General features: G+C 72.3%; 12 protein-coding genes and 1 pseudogene. 3 read left to right on the forward strand and 10 right to left on the reverse strand.

The window, feature by feature from the left end; genetic code table 11:
* Nucleotides 1-167: 167 nt before the first annotated feature.
* Nucleotides 168-902 (reverse strand): LuxR C-terminal-related transcriptional regulator, encoded by a 735-nt coding sequence (locus ACFQ53_RS06065; protein ID WP_377856803.1) that lies wholly within the window; start codon nucleotides 900-902, stop codon nucleotides 168-170.
* Nucleotides 899-2239 carry a PspC domain-containing protein gene (locus ACFQ53_RS06070; RefSeq protein ID WP_377856806.1) on the reverse strand — a complete coding sequence of 447 codons (1341 nt, stop codon included), beginning with the start codon at nucleotides 2237-2239 and terminating at the stop codon, nucleotides 899-901. The genes ACFQ53_RS06065 and ACFQ53_RS06070 overlap by 4 nt, the downstream gene beginning before the upstream one ends.
* Nucleotides 2240-2373: 134 nt before the next feature.
* On the opposite strand from ACFQ53_RS06070, the gene ACFQ53_RS06075 reads away from it, so the two are divergent.
* Both ACFQ53_RS06075 and ACFQ53_RS06080 read left to right on the forward strand, forming a co-directional pair.
* Nucleotides 2374-3807: a PspC domain-containing protein gene (locus tag ACFQ53_RS06075; protein ID WP_377856809.1), complete on the forward strand. Its 1434-nt coding sequence runs from the start codon at nucleotides 2374-2376 to the stop codon at nucleotides 3805-3807.
* Nucleotides 3804-4106: a hypothetical protein gene (locus ACFQ53_RS06080; RefSeq protein ID WP_377856812.1), complete on the forward strand. Its 303-nt coding sequence runs from the start codon at nucleotides 3804-3806 to the stop codon at nucleotides 4104-4106. Before ACFQ53_RS06075 ends, ACFQ53_RS06080 begins: the two co-directional genes overlap by 4 nt.
* A 33-nt stretch (nucleotides 4107-4139) precedes the next feature.
* On the opposite strand, the gene ilvD is transcribed toward ACFQ53_RS06080, so the two are convergent.
* The gene (ilvD, locus tag ACFQ53_RS06085) at nucleotides 4140-5975 is read right to left on the reverse strand and encodes a dihydroxy-acid dehydratase (protein WP_377856815.1); all 1836 of its coding nucleotides are present in this window, start codon (nucleotides 5973-5975) and stop codon (nucleotides 4140-4142) included.
* Between the two features lie 78 nt (nucleotides 5976-6053).
* Here ilvD and ACFQ53_RS06090 point away from each other — a divergent pair, with 78 nt between their 5' ends.
* Nucleotides 6054-6887 (forward strand): helix-turn-helix transcriptional regulator, encoded by an 834-nt coding sequence (locus ACFQ53_RS06090; RefSeq protein WP_377856818.1) that lies wholly within the window; start codon nucleotides 6054-6056, stop codon nucleotides 6885-6887.
* 21 nt (nucleotides 6888-6908) lie between these two features.
* Here ACFQ53_RS06090 and ACFQ53_RS06095 read toward each other — a convergent pair whose 3' ends face one another.
* The 7 genes and pseudogenes from ACFQ53_RS06095 to ACFQ53_RS06125 all read right to left on the reverse strand — a co-directional run bounded on the left by ACFQ53_RS06095 (nucleotide 6909) and on the right by ACFQ53_RS06125 (nucleotide 14597).
* The gene (locus ACFQ53_RS06095) at nucleotides 6909-7616 is read right to left on the reverse strand and encodes a hypothetical protein (RefSeq protein WP_377856821.1); all 708 of its coding nucleotides are present in this window, start codon (nucleotides 7614-7616) and stop codon (nucleotides 6909-6911) included.
* 160 nt (nucleotides 7617-7776) lie between these two features.
* Nucleotides 7777-10236, reverse strand: coding sequence for a GNAT family N-acetyltransferase (locus ACFQ53_RS06100; RefSeq protein ID WP_377856824.1), 2460 nt, complete (start codon nucleotides 10234-10236; stop codon nucleotides 7777-7779).
* 17 nt (nucleotides 10237-10253) lie between these two features.
* Nucleotides 10254-11660 carry a lysine N(6)-hydroxylase/L-ornithine N(5)-oxygenase family protein gene (locus ACFQ53_RS06105; protein WP_377856827.1) on the reverse strand — a complete coding sequence of 469 codons (1407 nt, stop codon included), beginning with the start codon at nucleotides 11658-11660 and terminating at the stop codon, nucleotides 10254-10256.
* Nucleotides 11657-13270: a pyridoxal phosphate-dependent decarboxylase family protein gene (locus tag ACFQ53_RS06110; protein ID WP_377856830.1), complete on the reverse strand. Its 1614-nt coding sequence runs from the start codon at nucleotides 13268-13270 to the stop codon at nucleotides 11657-11659. Before ACFQ53_RS06110 ends, ACFQ53_RS06105 begins: the two co-directional genes overlap by 4 nt.
* A gap of 190 nt (nucleotides 13271-13460) precedes the next feature.
* A complete protein-coding gene (locus tag ACFQ53_RS06115) occupies nucleotides 13461-13994 on the reverse strand; it encodes a DUF664 domain-containing protein (RefSeq protein WP_377856833.1) in 534 nt (177 codons plus the stop codon).
* Between the two features lie 82 nt (nucleotides 13995-14076).
* Nucleotides 14077-14367 (reverse strand): annotated as a pseudogene (locus ACFQ53_RS06120) (type II toxin-antitoxin system RelE/ParE family toxin).
* The gene (locus ACFQ53_RS06125) at nucleotides 14364-14597 is read right to left on the reverse strand and encodes a type II toxin-antitoxin system ParD family antitoxin (RefSeq protein ID WP_377856836.1); all 234 of its coding nucleotides are present in this window, start codon (nucleotides 14595-14597) and stop codon (nucleotides 14364-14366) included. The pseudogene ACFQ53_RS06120 and the gene ACFQ53_RS06125 overlap by 4 nt, the downstream one beginning before the upstream one ends.
* Nucleotides 14598-14731 lie beyond the last annotated feature (134 nt).

Raw genomic sequence — 14731 nt, forward strand, 5'->3', positions numbered from 1 at the left:
TCAAAAAGCCCCTCGGCCTGGGGCTCTCGAGGGGCGCGCGGGACGTCTCGTTCTGGAACGGTGGCGTCAGCCGCGCTCTGGAAGTACGAGAATGATCGTCTGCATGCTGGCGACTGTAGTGCGCCCCACACCCGCGCGGCAAACCGTCCACCCTGTGGGACGGGCGCTCAGAGCAGTCGCCGCGAGAGCGCCCAGGCCGTGAGCTCGTGCCGCGAGGACAGCTGCAGCTTGCGCAGCACGCTCGACACGTGCGTCTCCACGGTCTTGATGGAGATGAACAGCTCGGAGGCGGCCTCCTTGTAGGCGTACCCCTGGGCGATCAGGCGCATCACCTCCTGCTCTCGACGGGTGAGACGGTCAAGCTCCTCGTCGCTCGCGGCCTCCTCTCCCCCTGCGGCCCCGAAGGCATCGAGCACGAAGCCCGCGAGCAGCGGGGAGAACACCGCGTCGCCGGCCACCACCCGGTGCAGTGCCGCGGAGACGTCTGCGCCGGAGGTGCTCTTGGTGAGGTACCCGCGCGCCCCGGCGCGGATCACGCGCACCACGTCGTCGGCGGCGTCGGAGACGCTGAGGGCGAGGAACACGGGCTGGCGACCCGCGTGCGTCGGGTCCGTCCAGGGCGCCGCAGACGCCCCGGGCGCGGGCTGCTCGACGCCCGTGGTGCGGGCGATCACCTCGGCGCCTCCGCCTCCCCGTCCGCCGGGCAGGTGGACGTCCAGCAGCACGGTCACCGGCCGGAGCGCCCGGATCGCCTCGACCGCCTCCTCGACCGTTCCGGCCTCGCCCAGCACATCGATGTCGGCGGACAGCTCCGCGCGGAGCCCGGAGCGGAAGATCGAATGGTCATCGACGATGAGAGTGGTCAGCCGCTCGGCCGCGGGGGTGCTGGACGTGGTGCTCATCGGTGCTCCTGTGGTGACGGGACGGTGGTCGTCGGCGCGGAGGCGGCGGTCGACCGCTCGGTCTCCCCTGCACCCTGGGCGCGCGGGAGTCGCAGCACGACGCGCGTCCCGGTGCCACCGGGGCCGGGCTGGATCCGCGCGCTGCCGCCCAGACGCCGCATGCGGCCGATGATCGATTCGCGCACGCCCAGCCGCTCCGGCCCGATGGATGCGAGATCGAACCCGGGACCGCGATCGGAGACGGTCACCTCGAGCATCCCGTCCGAGGCCTCGGAGTACACGCTGATCGTGCCTCCGGCGTGCCGGGCGGCGTTCAGCATCGCCTCCCGGGCCGCGGCGAGCAGCCCCTCCGGCGCCTCCGGCACGGCCCGGCCGGTGGTGACCACGTCGATCCTCACCGCGTGCTCCTGCTCGCACTGCATCGCCGCCCGCCGGAGCTCGGCCGCGAGGTCGAGCGGCCCGGCGGTCCCGCTGCCGGCGGTCTCCGCGAACAGCCAGCTGCGCAGCTCGCGCTCCTGTCCGCGTGCCAGGCGAGAGGCCTCGGATCCGGGCTCGGCCTTCTGCTGGATCAGGGCCAGCGTCTGCAGCACCGAGTCATGGAGGTGGGCGGCGAACTCCGCCCTCTCGACCTCGCGGGCGCGCGCGGCGCGCTCCTCGGCGAGATCCCGCACCAGGCGCACGGCCCAGGGCGCGAGGACCACCCCGACGCCCAGCAGCACGGAGGTCGCCGCCACGAACACGGTCCACACATTGGGCTCCGCGTCGGAGACGAAGAACAGCAGGATCCCCAGCACCACGAGGGCGAGCGCCCCAGCGACCCGTGCGACCTGCGCCGACGGGCCGCTCGCGCGTCCGATCCGCAGCTCGTGCAGCTGCCGCCAGGCGAGCCCGGCGCCGATGAGCACGAACACGGCGGGCACGAAGAACGCCAGGGGGATCTGTGCTCCCAGTCGCGAGGCCACCATCGCGCCGCCCGCGAGCAGGAGGGCGAGTCCGAGGAGGATCTCGGTGACGGGCGCTCGTCCCAGCGCGGACCTGCTCGACGGGCCGCTCCGGACTTGGCCATGCGCCTGATCGTCCTCGGCGCCTGCTGCGCCCGCCGTCGCGGGTGAGGCTGCCCTGGTGAGGGAAGCGCGCGGTGCCGGTGAGTCGGCCCCGGCGAGGGGCGTCGTCGCCCACAGCCACACGTACAGCAGGGCTCCGGCGCCGCCCGTCGCGGTGAGCACGCAGGCTCCTGCCCTCACGGCGGCCAGGGGCAGACCCGTGTGCTCGGCGAGACCCGCGCACACTCCTGCCACGGCATGCTGCCGGGGCCGGATGATCCTGGTCGTCCTCACGCCCTCATCCAAGCAGGCGCCGGTTCCCTCCGGCACTCCCCCGGGCCGATCCCAGGGTTCTGCCTCCACATCCCAGGGGATTCTCGGGGTGCTCCCCGATGGTGCGGAGCCCTCTGCCCGGCAATGCTGAAGCCATGACGACCCCTCCCCACGGCCCCGACTCCCCCGGCGCCTCCCCGGACGCACCGCCCGGCGAGAGCGCCCCGCACACCGAGAACGACGAGACAGGACGCCCCCGCTTCGGCTTCTTCGCCTGGATGCGCGACCTCGGACTGATGCGCAGCGACGAGCGCTGGATCGCCGGCGTGTGCGGCGCCATCTCCGAGCGCACGGGCCTGGACCCCCTGCTGGTCCGCGGCATCGCGATCGTGGTCGCCCTCCTCGGCGGGCCTGTTCTCATCGCCTACGCGATCGGCTGGGCACTGCTCCCCGACAGCCGGGACGAGATCGTGCTCGAAGACCTCTTCGCGGGGATCTTCGCTCCGGCCCAGATCGCCATCGGCGTGCTGATCCTCCTGGGCCTCACCCCCTACGGGCAGGGACTGTGGTGGCGGGGCGCGCCGGACTGGTGGAGCATGCCGGGCTGGCTCGAGACCACCATGCGCACCGCCTGGGCCCTCGTGCTGGTCGGAATCCTGGCCTGGCTCGTCGTGCTCATCGCACGCCGCACCGGTGACCATGCCGGCCACGGCCGTGACCGCCCACACGGGACGCGCGGCAGGTCGGCCGCCTCGGCGAACACAGAAGGGCCCTCCCAGGGTCAGCACTGGTCGACCCTCGGCGCCGCGCCGCGCGCCCCGAGGGCCGCCGGGCACCACGGCGCCTCCTTCCAGCAACGGTCGGCCGACCGGCGCGCCCACGAGGAGGATCTGCGACACCGCCGCGAGGAGAGGCTCGCCGAGCGCGCGGCGAGATGGCGCAGGCGCCAGCCCTCCGCAGGGTTCGTCGCGATCGGCCTCGGCATGGCCCTGGTGGTCGGTGCGCTCGTCGCCCTCTCGGCCCAGGCTCTGGGGTGGTCCGACGCGCCGCTCATCGTGGGTCTCGCCGGCGCCCTCGCCGTCCTCGCGATCGCCACCGTGGTGGCGGGCATCCGCGGCCGGGAGAGCGGCGGTCTGGGACTGTTCTCCTTCATCGCCGTGATCGCCCTGGTCATCTTCGGGGTCGTCCCCGCCGGCACGCAGATCAGTCCCTTCGGTGACACCCGGTGGACGGTCGACGCCCAGAGCACCGGCACGACCGAGCGCTTCGCGATGATCGCCGGAAGTCCCGGCCTGGACCTGCGTGACCTCTCGCCGGCTGATCGCGGGAGCGATGTGGAGATGTGGCTGGGAGCGGGGGCCACCCAGGTGCTCCTTCCGGACGACGCTCCCGTGCGCGTGGAGGTCGACGGCCTGGTCGCCGGAGTCCGCACCCCCGACACCCGCGACTCCCAGCCCGACGGGACTCTGCTCGCCTCGACCGAGCTCGAGAACCCGGCGGCCCGCACCGCCGACGATGAGGACATCACGACCGTGCACGTGCGCGTGCTGTTCGGCACCGCCGACATCGACATCCAGGAGACCCCGTGAGCGAGCACCAGCCTCTCGACACCGCACACGCGCCCGACGCGAGCACCGACCACGGCCCGGAGGGGACAGGGGAAGATCGCGACGCCGAGAGTGCGGACGCTCGGGAACGGCGGGGGCCCGTGTTCGGGACCATCTTCTGGGGAGCGCTGCTGCTGGTCGTCGCGCTCCTCGTCGGGATCCATTCCGTCCCCGCCGTCGCGATCGATCCGACGGTGCTGCTGATCGGAGCGGTGGTGGCGCTGGGGTGCCTGCTGGTGGTCGCCGGCGTCGCGGCCGCCCTGCGTCGGCCCCGCCGCTGACCGTTCACCGGCATCCGCGCAGTGGCCGCGCGCTCAGTCCAACGGCCTCCGGGTCGCGCCGTAGGTCGCAGAGCGCACCAGGTGCGCGTAGACCTTGAGCGCCTGGGAGACCTGGCGCTCACGGCTCTCGGGACGCCAGGGCAGGTCGCCCTTGGCCGCGCGGCGACGGGTGAGCTCGTCCTCGGGCACGTCGAGCTGGAGCAGCCGCTTGTCGACGTCGATGATGACCTTGTCGCCGTCCTCGACCAGGCCGATGAGCCCGCCCTCGGCAGCCTCCGGGGAGATGTGGCCGATGGAGACGCCGCTGGTGCCGCCGGAGAAGCGCCCGTCGGTGATCAGGGCGCAGGCCTTGCCGAGCCCGCGGCCCTTGAGGAACGAGGTCGGGTAGAGCATCTCCTGCATGCCCGGACCGCCCTGCGGGCCCTCGTAGCGGATGACGACGATGTCGCCCTCCTTGACCGTCTTGTCGAGGATCTTCTGGACGGCCTCCTCCTGCGAGTCGCACACCACGGCGCTGCCCTCGAAGTGGAAGAGGTCCTCGGTGATGCCCGCCGTCTTGATGACGGCGCCCTCGGTCGCGAGGTTGCCCTTCAGCACGCAGAGGCCGCCGTCCTTGGTGTAGGCGTGCGGGACCGCGCGGATCGCACCGCCCTCGGCGTCGAGGTCGAGGTCGTCCCAGAGGTTCGCCTGGGAGAACGCCTGCGTCGTCCGCACCCCGCCGGGGGCTGCGCGGAAGAAGGTCTTGGCCTCCTCGCTGGTCTCCCCGCTGCGCACGTCCCACTCGGCGAGCCAGGACTGCAGGTCCGGCGAGTGCACGGAGTGGACCGAGTGGTCGAGCAGGCCGGCACGGCTGAGCTCGCCCAGGATGGCGGGGATGCCGCCGGCCCGGTGGACGTCCTCGATGTGGTACTTCTGGCTGTTCGGGGCGACCTTGGAGACGCACGGCACGGACCGCGAGAGTCGGTCGATGTCCTCGAGGCCGAAGTCGATCCCGCCCTCGATCGCGGCGGCCAGGATGTGCAGCACGGTGTTCGTCGAGCCGCCCATCGCGACGTCCAGGCTCATCGCGTTCGTGAACGCGGCCTTGGTGGCGATGTTGCGCGGCAGCACCGACTCGTCGTCGTCGCCGTAGTAGCGGCGGCACAGATCCACGACGGTGCGGCCGGCGCGCAGGAACAGCTCCTTGCGTAGCGCGTGGGTGGCGAGCGTGGTGCCGTTGCCCGGCAGCGAGAGGCCGAGCGCCTCGGTGAGGCAGTTCATCGAGTTCGCGGTGAACATTCCCGAGCACGACCCGCACGTGGGGCAGGCGTTCTCCTCGATCTCGGCGAGCTGGACGTCGGTGACGCTCTCGTCGGCCGAGATCGAGATGGCGTCCACGAGGTCCAGGCGGTGGTCGACGACGCCCTCGACAGGCTTGCCGGACTCCATCGGCCCGCCGGAGACGAACACGACCGGGATGTTCAGGCGCATGGCTGCCATGAGCATGCCGGGGGTGATCTTGTCGCAGTTCGAGATGCACACGATCGCGTCCGCGCAGTGGGCGTTGACCATGTACTCGACGCTGTCGGCGATCACGTCACGGCTGGGCAGCGAGTAGAGCATGCCGCCGTGCCCCATGGCGATGCCGTCGTCCACGGCGATCGTGTTGAACTCCTTGGCGACGCCGCCGGCCTCCTTGATGGCGCCGGCGACGACGTCGCCCATGTTCTTCAAGTGGACGTGGCCGGGCACGAACTGGGTGTACGAGTTCGCGATCGCGATGATCGGTTTGCCGAAGTCGGACTTCTCCATGCCGGTCGCGCGCCACAGGGCGCGGGCACCGGCCATGTTGCGGCCGTGGGTCGAGGTTCGAGAGCGCAGTTGGGGCATATGACCATTAGGCCACGGTGGTGCGGAACCCACCAAGACGCCAGCACTACTAGTGGTGGAACTGATAGTTTTCGGCGCGTGGACGAACCAGCACGCAAGGAGCTCGGCGCCCTGCTGCGCCGACGGCGCAACGAGGTCGAGCGCTCGGACTACGACCTGGGACCCGTGGGCCGCGGGCGCACCACGGGTCTGCGCCGCGAGGAGATCGCCTTCCTCTCGGGCGTCTCCGTCACCTGGTACACGTGGCTCGAGCAGGGGCGCGACATCAACCCCTCACGCCAGGTGATCGACGCGGTCGCGGTGAACCTGCACCTCAGCGAGGCCGAGCACGACTACGTGCTGGGCCTCGCGGGCTTCACCCCGCGCCCTCGGCCCGAGCTCGCCGAGCCCGAGCCGGTCCCGCCGCACGTCCAGCACCTGCTGGACGCCCTGGATCCGGCGCCCTCCTTCGCGCTCACCGCGCACTGGGACGTGGCCGCCTGGAACCGCAGCTACGAGGGGCTGTTCCCCGGCGTGCTCGACGCCGATCCCGCCCAGCGGAACCTCCTGCAGTTCATCTTCACCGACGATCGCGTGCGGGCGATGCTGCCCGAATGGGAGCTCACCAGCAGGCAGTTCCTCGCCGAGTACCGTGCCGAGGCGGGCGGGCGCGCCGGCGGACCGCAGCACGTGCGCCTGGTCAAGCATCTGCGCGCGCTCTCCCCCGGCTTCTCCCGCGCCTGGGACGCCCACGAGGTCGACCGCTTCAGCTCGCGCGTGCGCATCTTCGAGCACCCGGTGGGCGGACGCCTGGTCTTCGAGCAGGTCAACATCGTCCCGCAGGACGCGCCCGACCTGCACATCGTCTCCTACCTGCCGCTGCCGGAGGGCGACACCCCCGCGGGCGTGCGCCGCCTCGCCGGCGAGGATTGAGGGGCCGACGGGCTGTGCCGCTCAGCGCGCGTCCCCGCGCGGATCCTCCAGGGTGATCGCGACGACGAAGGGATCGCCCGGCAGGTAGCGGACGGCGATCCGACGGCCGGCCACCAGGTGGCGCAGGCTCTCAGGATGCAGGAATGCACGGGTGTCCGCGTCCCATGGGGTGCGGACCCCGCCGGGCTGCACGCGCACGCTCACGGCGACCTCGACCTGGTCGTCCAGGCTCGTGCCCGTCGGCCGCGCGCTGATCACGCGGGCAGGGGCGAGCACGCCGTGCAGTCGCGCCGCCGCGACGTCCGGCGGGATCAGGCCCAGGGCGATCCGTCGGCGCAGCAGCAGCTCGCGCACCAGCGGGTCCGCCGCGTCGACGAGCTCGGGGAAGTCCCCGCCGCCGGGGCCGAAGCGCACCGGGAACGGGGCACCGGGCACGAGCGCGGAGAGCTCCGCCGGGGTCAGTCGCACCCGCAGCGCGAGCAGCGAGGGCTCACGGCCGTCGCCCTCGATGCGCAGGCGCACCAGATGCTCGCGGGAGGCATCGGCCCGTGCCTCGCGCGTCCGTGGACCCTCGGCGCGGGAGGGGCCGTCGGTCGACCGTTCGGCGCACCAGAGGTCCAGCACGCTCGCGACGCCGATCGCGGACGGCCCGGAGGCGGAGGGCCCGGACGACGCCGGTCTCGCGCGCCTCGCCCCGAGCAGTGCAGCGCCGAGGCTGAACCGTCCCATCCCTGTCCGTCCCCTTCCGCCGCTCGCCCGTCGGCCGAATATCCGTCGGCCGAGTATCCTCGGCCGCTCGATCCTCGGCCGCTCGATCCTCGGCCGCTCGCGGCTCCGCTGATCACGCGCCGCACCGCGGTGCGGCGCGTGATCGCATGCTAGCGGCGGATCAGGCGACGGGCAGAGCCGGTTCGGCCTCCGGGACGTCGGCGGTGCGCGCCACGGGATTGGGCATCGTCCCGGCGTAGAGCAGGGATTCGGCCTGGTTGCCGATGTCGACCATCTGCAGGGTGTTGCGCAGCTGCAGACGGTTCAGGCACGAGTGCGCGAACTCCTCCGTGCGCAGTTCCACGTCGCCGGAGAGCCCCCGCGCGAGCTCGGGGTGGCGCGCTTCATAGGCGTCCAGGGCGGCGGCGACCCGCTGCCAGAACACCTCGGCGCGCAGGACACCGTCTGCTTCGAGGATCCCGGAGAGGTGGCGCAGCACGCCGTCGAAGACGTCCGTGAAGACCGACAGCGCCTTCTCGTCGCCCGGGACCACCGCGCGGATCCGCGCGATCCGCTCCGGCAGCTCACGGTGGCCCAGCACGGCCGTCTCCTCGCCGATGTCCTTCATGAACGCGCCCACCACGCGCTGCTCGCGCACGCGCAGGATGAGGTTCTCGCCGTGCGGCATGAACACGAGGTCGTGGCCGAGCAGGGCGTGGACCAGCGGCTGCAGGTACGCCGAGAGGTAGTCGTCGAGCCAGACCTCGGGGGCGAGTCCGGAGGCGCGGATCATCTGCGTCGCCAGGGCCGTGCCCTCGTGGTCGCGGTGGAGCAGCGCCGCCATCGTCATGGCCCGTTCGCCCTCGCCGAGCAGCGGCAGGGGGTTCTCGCGCCACAGGGCCGCGAGCATCTTGCGGTGCGGGTTGGTCGCAGGCGTGCGGTGGTAGACGTCGCCCGTGTACCCGAGCGCCGCGCGCTCGCGCAGCACGGAGAAGCCCTGCGCAGCGAACTCGGGATCGCCCGTGACGACGCCGTGCACCCAGTCGTTGATGGCGGGCGTGTCCCGCATGTAATGCGGCGAGAGCCCGCGCAGGAAGCCCATGTTCTGGATCGCGAGCGCCGTCTTCACGTACGGGGAGCCGGGCCGGCTGAGGTCGAAGAAGGTGCGCAGCGACTGCTGCGCCTGGAACTCGTCGCCGCCCGGGCCGAGGGGCACGAGGTCCTGGCGGGCCACGTCCGCGGCGAAGGTGAGCGGCAGCCGGTGGTCGGCCTGCCAGGGATGCAGCGGCATGAGGTGGTAGTCCGACGGGTCGAGCCCCCGTGCGAGGAGCCGGTCGGCGAAGGCGGCGCGCTCCTCGGCGCTGAGCGCTCCGGCCAGATGGTCCTCGAGGTCGTAGCCCTCGCCGAGGCTGAGATGGCTGAGCTCCCGGCGCACCGCGATCCACTGCAGTCGCGTGCGCCGACCCTGCTCGGGCGCGTAGGCGCGGTAGTCGCTGAGCGCATAGCCGATGCGGCCGCTGCCCGCGAGGAAGCCCGGGTGCCCCTCGGTCATCGCGGACTCGATCTGCTGCAGATCGGCGTCGAGCAGCTGCCGGGCCGTGGGCCGACGGCCCTCGCGGGCGTCGTGCAGCTTGGCGCATGCCGCCGCGAAGGTCGAGGCGAGCTCCTCGAGGTAGATCGAGAGCAGGTCGTCGGGGATGCCGAGCGCCCTCTGGAAGGCGGCGACGAACTCGAGCACGTCGAGGCGGCCGTGGGCCCGGCGCTCGCCGCCGTCGACCGGCGTGCTGCCCGACGGCGCGCCGTCGGACGCGGCCCGGGCCTGCGCGGCCTCGATCCGCACGATCGAGTCCTCGTCGACCAGCCAGTGCTCGAGCGGCAGCACCCGGGCGCGGAAGCGGTAGCTCGTCCCCTCGTTCGAGGACGCGGTCAGCTCCCACCAGCCGTCCTCGAGATCGACCGGCGCCAGGATCCGCTCGTGCGAGAACTCGGAGATCGCCTTGGCGAGCAGATGCCGGTGGACGGCGTCGGCGACGTCGGGCCGCAGGTGAGCGTGGGGGTCCTCTGCGCCCTCGCCGCCGCTGTCGCCGAGCGGGGAGCCCGCGAAGTCCTCCCGGGTGCAGACGCTGAGGGCGGCGCGCTTGGGGTGGCCGTCGACCGTGAGGTCGAGCTCGCGCAGCACGCGGAAGCCCGCGGCGGCGTTCTTGGCGAGGATGCGGTCGTTGCGCGCGTCGGGCTCGACGACGACGCGCTCGGCCCCGCGCTGCGCGAAGCAGAAGCGCATGACGGCGGCCATGACGTCCGCCGTGAAGCCGTGGCGCCGCTCCCCCGCCGGCGGGCCGACGAGCACGTGCATGCCCAGGTCGCCCGGGCGGATGCGCAGCGCGTGCCGCGGGATGAGGGTCGCGGGGTCGTAGGTCTCGACGTAGACGACGTCGGCGCCGGTCCCGGGTGCGTCCTCGCTGTCGATGGCGCCGATCCAGCCGTCCTGGGCGGGGTCGTCGGCGATCGTTCGGAGGTAGGCGAGGGTCTGCTCGCCGGAGTTCTCGGTCATCTCCCAGTAGCGGGCGCGGGGATCGGTGAGCCAGGTGTGGACGAGGGCCGCGTCGCGCGCGGGGTCGACGGGTCGGAAGGTGATCTGCACGGGGGTCTCCTGGTGGGTCAGGCGTCGTCGGCGGGGAGGCCGAAGGTCTGGAAGGCGATGCGGCGCTCGATCGGGTAGGGCTCGCGGCCGGTGATCGCATCGAGCACCACGGAGGCGCGCCAGGCGCCGAAGCCGAGGTCGGGGGCGGTGACGCCGTGGGTGTGCTCCTCGGCGTTGAGCACGTGGATCCGCTGCTGGTCGTCGATCGTGTAGTCGCGGGAGACGTCGAGCCGGCCGCGAGAGTCGCGGCGGATCCTCTCTCCCAGGGGCGCGAGGAGCGCGGGCGCGCTCGAGCGGTACCCGGTGGCGGCGACGACGGCGCTGGTGCGGTGCTCGCGCCGGGTGCCCAGCTCGCCGTGCTCGAGGGTGAGCACTTGCTCTCCGGTCTCCGCGTCGTGGCGCGCGGCAGTCACGGCGGTGTCGGTGAGCAGCGTGGTGGGGACCTCGGCGCCGCCCTGGCTGAGCCGGTAGAGCAGGTCGTGGATGTCGTCGACAAGGTCGCCGCTGATGCCCTTGTACAGGGTCCGCTGCTCGCGGCCGAGGCTCTCGCGCCGATCCTCCGGGAGGGAGCGGAACAGGTCCGTGTACTCCGGCGAGGTCATCTCGAGGGTGAGCTTGGTGTACTCCATCGGGAAGAACCGTGGCGAGCGGGTCACCCAGTCCACGCGGGTGCCGCGCGCGGCCGCGTCCTCGAGCAGATCGCGGTAGATCTCCGCGGCGCTCTGGCCGCTCCCCACGATCGTCACCGATCCCGCGTCCAGCAGCTGCTCGCGCGCGGGCAGGTACTGCGAGCTGTGGATCACGGGCGGGGCCGACGGGGCCGCCGAGGACGAAGGGGCCGGCGACTCTCCCGTCGCGGGATCCGCCGCTGTCCTGTCCGCCGCCTCGGCGAGCTCTGCGAGGGCGGGCGGCAGCGCGGGCCGCGTGCCGACGCCGAGGACCACGTGCCGGCCGCGGTGCGCCTCGGTGCCGACGACCTCTCCCTCCGCGTCGAGCACGTCGGCCACCACGAGGAGGTGGTCGCCCTCCTCCTCGACCGCGCGGACGCGGCGGCTCCAGCGCAGCGTGTCGAGCTGCTCGGCGACCCAGCGGCAGTAGCGGTCGTACTCGGAGCGCAGCGGGTAGAACGACTCGCGGATGTAGAAGGGGTAGAGCCTTCCGGTCTCCTTGAGGAACTGCAGGAAGGAGAAGCGCGAGGTGGGGTCGGCCATCGTCACGAGGTCCGCGAGGAAGGGCACCTGGATCGTCGCGCCGTCGAGCATCATCCCGGGATGCCAGGAGAAGCCGGGCGCCTGGTCGAGGAAGATCGCGTCGACGTCCTCGAGCGGCTCGCTGAGCGCGGCCATGCCGAGGCCGAAGGGTCCGATGCCGATGCCCACGAGGTCGTGGACGCGGGCGTCGTCCGCGGGAGCAGGCGCGCTCATCGCTCGCTCCCCTCGGCCGCGAGGCGGCTGCCGGCGAGCAGGCCGCGGCCCGTCGCGCGCACGAGGTCCAGTACGGCGGCGACGTCCGTGAGGGTCGCCTCGGGGTTCAGCAGGGTGAGCTTGAGCCACGGGGTGCCGTCGATCGTGGTGCGGGCGACCATCGCGCGGCCGGACTGGAAGAGGATCCGGCGGATGAGGGCGACATGCCCGTCGGCCGTCCGATCGTCCACACCCTCGGGCTGGAAGCGGAACAGCACGGTGCTGAGGTCGCTCGTGCCCAGCACGGTGAAGTCGCGGTCGGCGAGCAGCAGCGTGCGGACCTCGAGTGCGAGGTCGCAGACCGCGTCGACCATCTCTCCGAGGCGCCCGGGCCCGAGCGAGCGCAAGGTGGTCCAGAGCTTGAGGGCGTCGAAGCGGCGCGTGGTCTGCAGCGACTTGTCGACCTGGTTCGGCTCCGCCTCGGCCGACGCCGCCTCCGCCGCGGGGTTGAGGTAGTCGGCGTGCCAGGCGGCGGCGCGGAGGTCCGAGGGATCGCGCACGAGGATCGCGCTCGAGGAGACGGGCTGGAAGAAGGTCTTGTGGAAGTCGATCGTCACGGAGTCCGCGCGCTCGATGCCCGCGAGCAGGTGGCGGCGGCGCTCGGAGACGAGCAGGCCTCCCCCGTAGGCGGCGTCCACGTGCAGCCAGACCCCGGTCTCCTCGCACGTCTCGGCGACGGCCGGCAGCGGGTCGATGATCCCGCGGTCCGTGGTGCCGGCGGTGACGGCGACGGCCATCGGCCGCTCCCCCGCCGCCTCGAGTGCGGCGAGGCGCTCCCGCAGGTCAGCGGGATCCACGCGCCCGTCGGCGTCGGCGTCGGAGTCGACGGCGATGACGGAGTCGGCGGCGAGCCCCAGCAGGTGCGCGGAGCGGGCGACCGAGAAGTGGCTCGCGGCGGTGGTGAGCACGCGCAGGCGCGGCAGCACGTCGGTCCGCTCGCGGAGATCCGCACGCAGAGCCCGCTCGCGCGCCAGGAACAGCGCCTGCAGGTTGGACTGCGTCCCGCCCGAGGTGAAGACGCCGTCCCCGCTCGCGAATCCGGCGAGGCCCGCGGCCCACTGCACGAGGCGCCGCTCCATGTGCGTCGCGACGAGCGACTGGTCGAAGGTGTCCACGGACGTGTTCACCGCGGCGAGCATCGCCTCGGCCGCGACCGCGGGGAGGACCACGGGGCAGTTCAGGTGCGCGAGGTACGAGGGGTGGTGGAACCAGACGGCGTTCCTCGCATAGAGCGCGTCGGCCTCGGCGAGGGCCGCGCGGTCGCCGATGCCGGAGCCGTCGAGGTCCACGTCCTCGACGAGGCGCTCGAGGGCGTGCCGGTCGGGGCCGACGGAGGGGGCGTCGACGGTGCGGAAGCGTTCCGCGACGGTGTCGACGACCTCGTGGAGGAGGTCGGCGTAGGCGTCGGCCGAGGATTCGTTGAGCAGTGCGGTCGTCGAGGCGGTGGTCGCGGTGGCCGTTGCGGTCGACGCCGCGGGGGCAGTCGCCGCGGAGGGCTGGGCGGGGGGCGCGTCGGCGCCGGCGGAGGCCGGGAGCTCGTGCGCAGAGGTCTGCGGGAGCAGCTGGGACATGGGGGTCGGAACCTTCCTGCCGGTGGGGCGGAAGCTCGCCCCACGGTCGTTGAGGGTTGCCTACCCTAAGCGTGCTCGAGCGACGCCGCGCAAGCAGGCTTCCGGCCCGGATGAGATAGCCGACAGTTCCCGAGCATTGCTCGCCTGGCGAGACGAAAGCGCAGGCAGGGCGGATATTCGCGGTGCCCAATCACGGCGGGTCGTTGCCGACCAGCCCGTCGATCGCTTCACGGACGATCGACGTCTGCCCGGTGTGCAGGAGATTCTCCTCGAGGATGTCCACGAGCCGCCGACGCCGACCGACCTGGTACTCCGGGTCGTCCTGGACCAGCACGTCGAGGCCGCCGTCCCGGACCAGCTCGCTCCACTCCCGGCGGCAGCGTCCGATCGTGCCGTACCAGAGGGCGTAGAGCTCCTCGGGCGGGCTCTCAGCAGCCGTGGTCCATTCCGCGTCGTAAGCCGTCCACGGCTCGGGGCCGGTGGTGGGCGAGCCGGGTGCGCGCCCGGCCGCCGAGGCGGTCCACATCTCCTCGACCTTCGCGAGATGGACGATCGTGCCGGCGATCGTCACCCCCGAGGGCGGGTGGCGCGTGCCCAGCTGCTCCTGCGTGAGACCGCCGGACTTCCAGGCGAACTGGCGGTGCACGCGATCCAGGGCGAAGAGGAGCATCTCCCCCTCACCGCCGCGCAGACAGTCCTCGATGGGTACGTCGTTGTAGTCCATGCCGCGAGGGTAGACCTCGCGAGAATGGCGATCTGGTCGACACCGGATCCGCGCGCGATTTCCGAGTGCCACAGGCCCGCGCTCACAGATGCCGCCCCGGATCCATCCGCTGGTGGAGGATACGGATCACGTCGATGCGATCTCCGCGCTGGACGTAGAAGACGAGGTGGCTGCCGATCCCGTATCGACGGTAGCCCTGGGGGATGTCGTCGACGGGGCGACCCCGATCCGGGTCTGCGGCAAGGCGCTCGATGGCGTTCTAGATGTCGCGCAGGTAGGACTCCGCCTGCGCGGCGCTCCAGCGGCCTTCCGTGAAGTCCCAGATATCCGAGAGATCCCTCTGCGCTGCCGGAGTGAGGCGGAAGCGGTTCATGCCTGCTTCGACGCGATGAAGGCGTCGAAGTCGAACGGCTGGGCCTCACCGCTCTCCTCACCGACGACGAGCGCCTCGCGCAGTGCCGCCATCTGCGTCTCCCGATCCTCGAGGAGACGCAGCCCGGCACGGATCACCTCGCTGGACGATCGATAGCGCCCCGAGGCGACCTGCTCTGCAAGGAAGCCGGTGTAGTGGTCGTCGAGGCTGATGGACGTGTTCTGAGCCATGACGCCAGAGTACCAAGAATGGGTAATTCTTTGCCTCGACCATTGCACCGACTCTCCCGGGGTGCACTCCAGGGGGCCCGTGAGCACGGGAGCGCCGCACCCGACGAGGGGTGCGGCGCTCCGGCGCAGAGCTG

Source organism: Brachybacterium sp. NPDC056505, assembly GCF_042794925.1.
Lineage (GTDB): Bacteria > Actinomycetota > Actinomycetes > Actinomycetales > Dermabacteraceae > Brachybacterium > Brachybacterium kimchii.

What these genes read in the sequence shown, in the direction of transcription:
- ACFQ53_RS06125 (WP_377856836.1), bottom strand. Translation starts at nt 14,597, where the DNA reads ATGGCTCAGAACACGTCCATCAGCCTCGACGACCACTACACCGGCTTC.
- ACFQ53_RS06065 (WP_377856803.1), bottom strand. Translation starts at nt 902, where the DNA reads ATGAGCACCACGTCCAGCACCCCCGCGGCCGAGCGGCTGACCACTCTC.
- ACFQ53_RS06105 (WP_377856827.1), bottom strand. Translation starts at nt 11,660, where the DNA reads ATGAGCGCGCCTGCTCCCGCGGACGACGCCCGCGTCCACGACCTCGTG.
- ACFQ53_RS06095 (WP_377856821.1), bottom strand. Translation starts at nt 7,616, where the DNA reads ATGGGACGGTTCAGCCTCGGCGCTGCACTGCTCGGGGCGAGGCGCGCG.
- ACFQ53_RS06115 (WP_377856833.1), bottom strand. Translation starts at nt 13,994, where the DNA reads ATGGACTACAACGACGTACCCATCGAGGACTGTCTGCGCGGCGGTGAG.
- ACFQ53_RS06110 (WP_377856830.1), bottom strand. Translation starts at nt 13,270, where the DNA reads ATGTCCCAGCTGCTCCCGCAGACCTCTGCGCACGAGCTCCCGGCCTCC.
- ACFQ53_RS06075 (WP_377856809.1), top strand. Translation starts at nt 2,374, where the DNA reads ATGACGACCCCTCCCCACGGCCCCGACTCCCCCGGCGCCTCCCCGGAC.
- ilvD (WP_377856815.1), bottom strand. Translation starts at nt 5,975, where the DNA reads ATGCCCCAACTGCGCTCTCGAACCTCGACCCACGGCCGCAACATGGCC.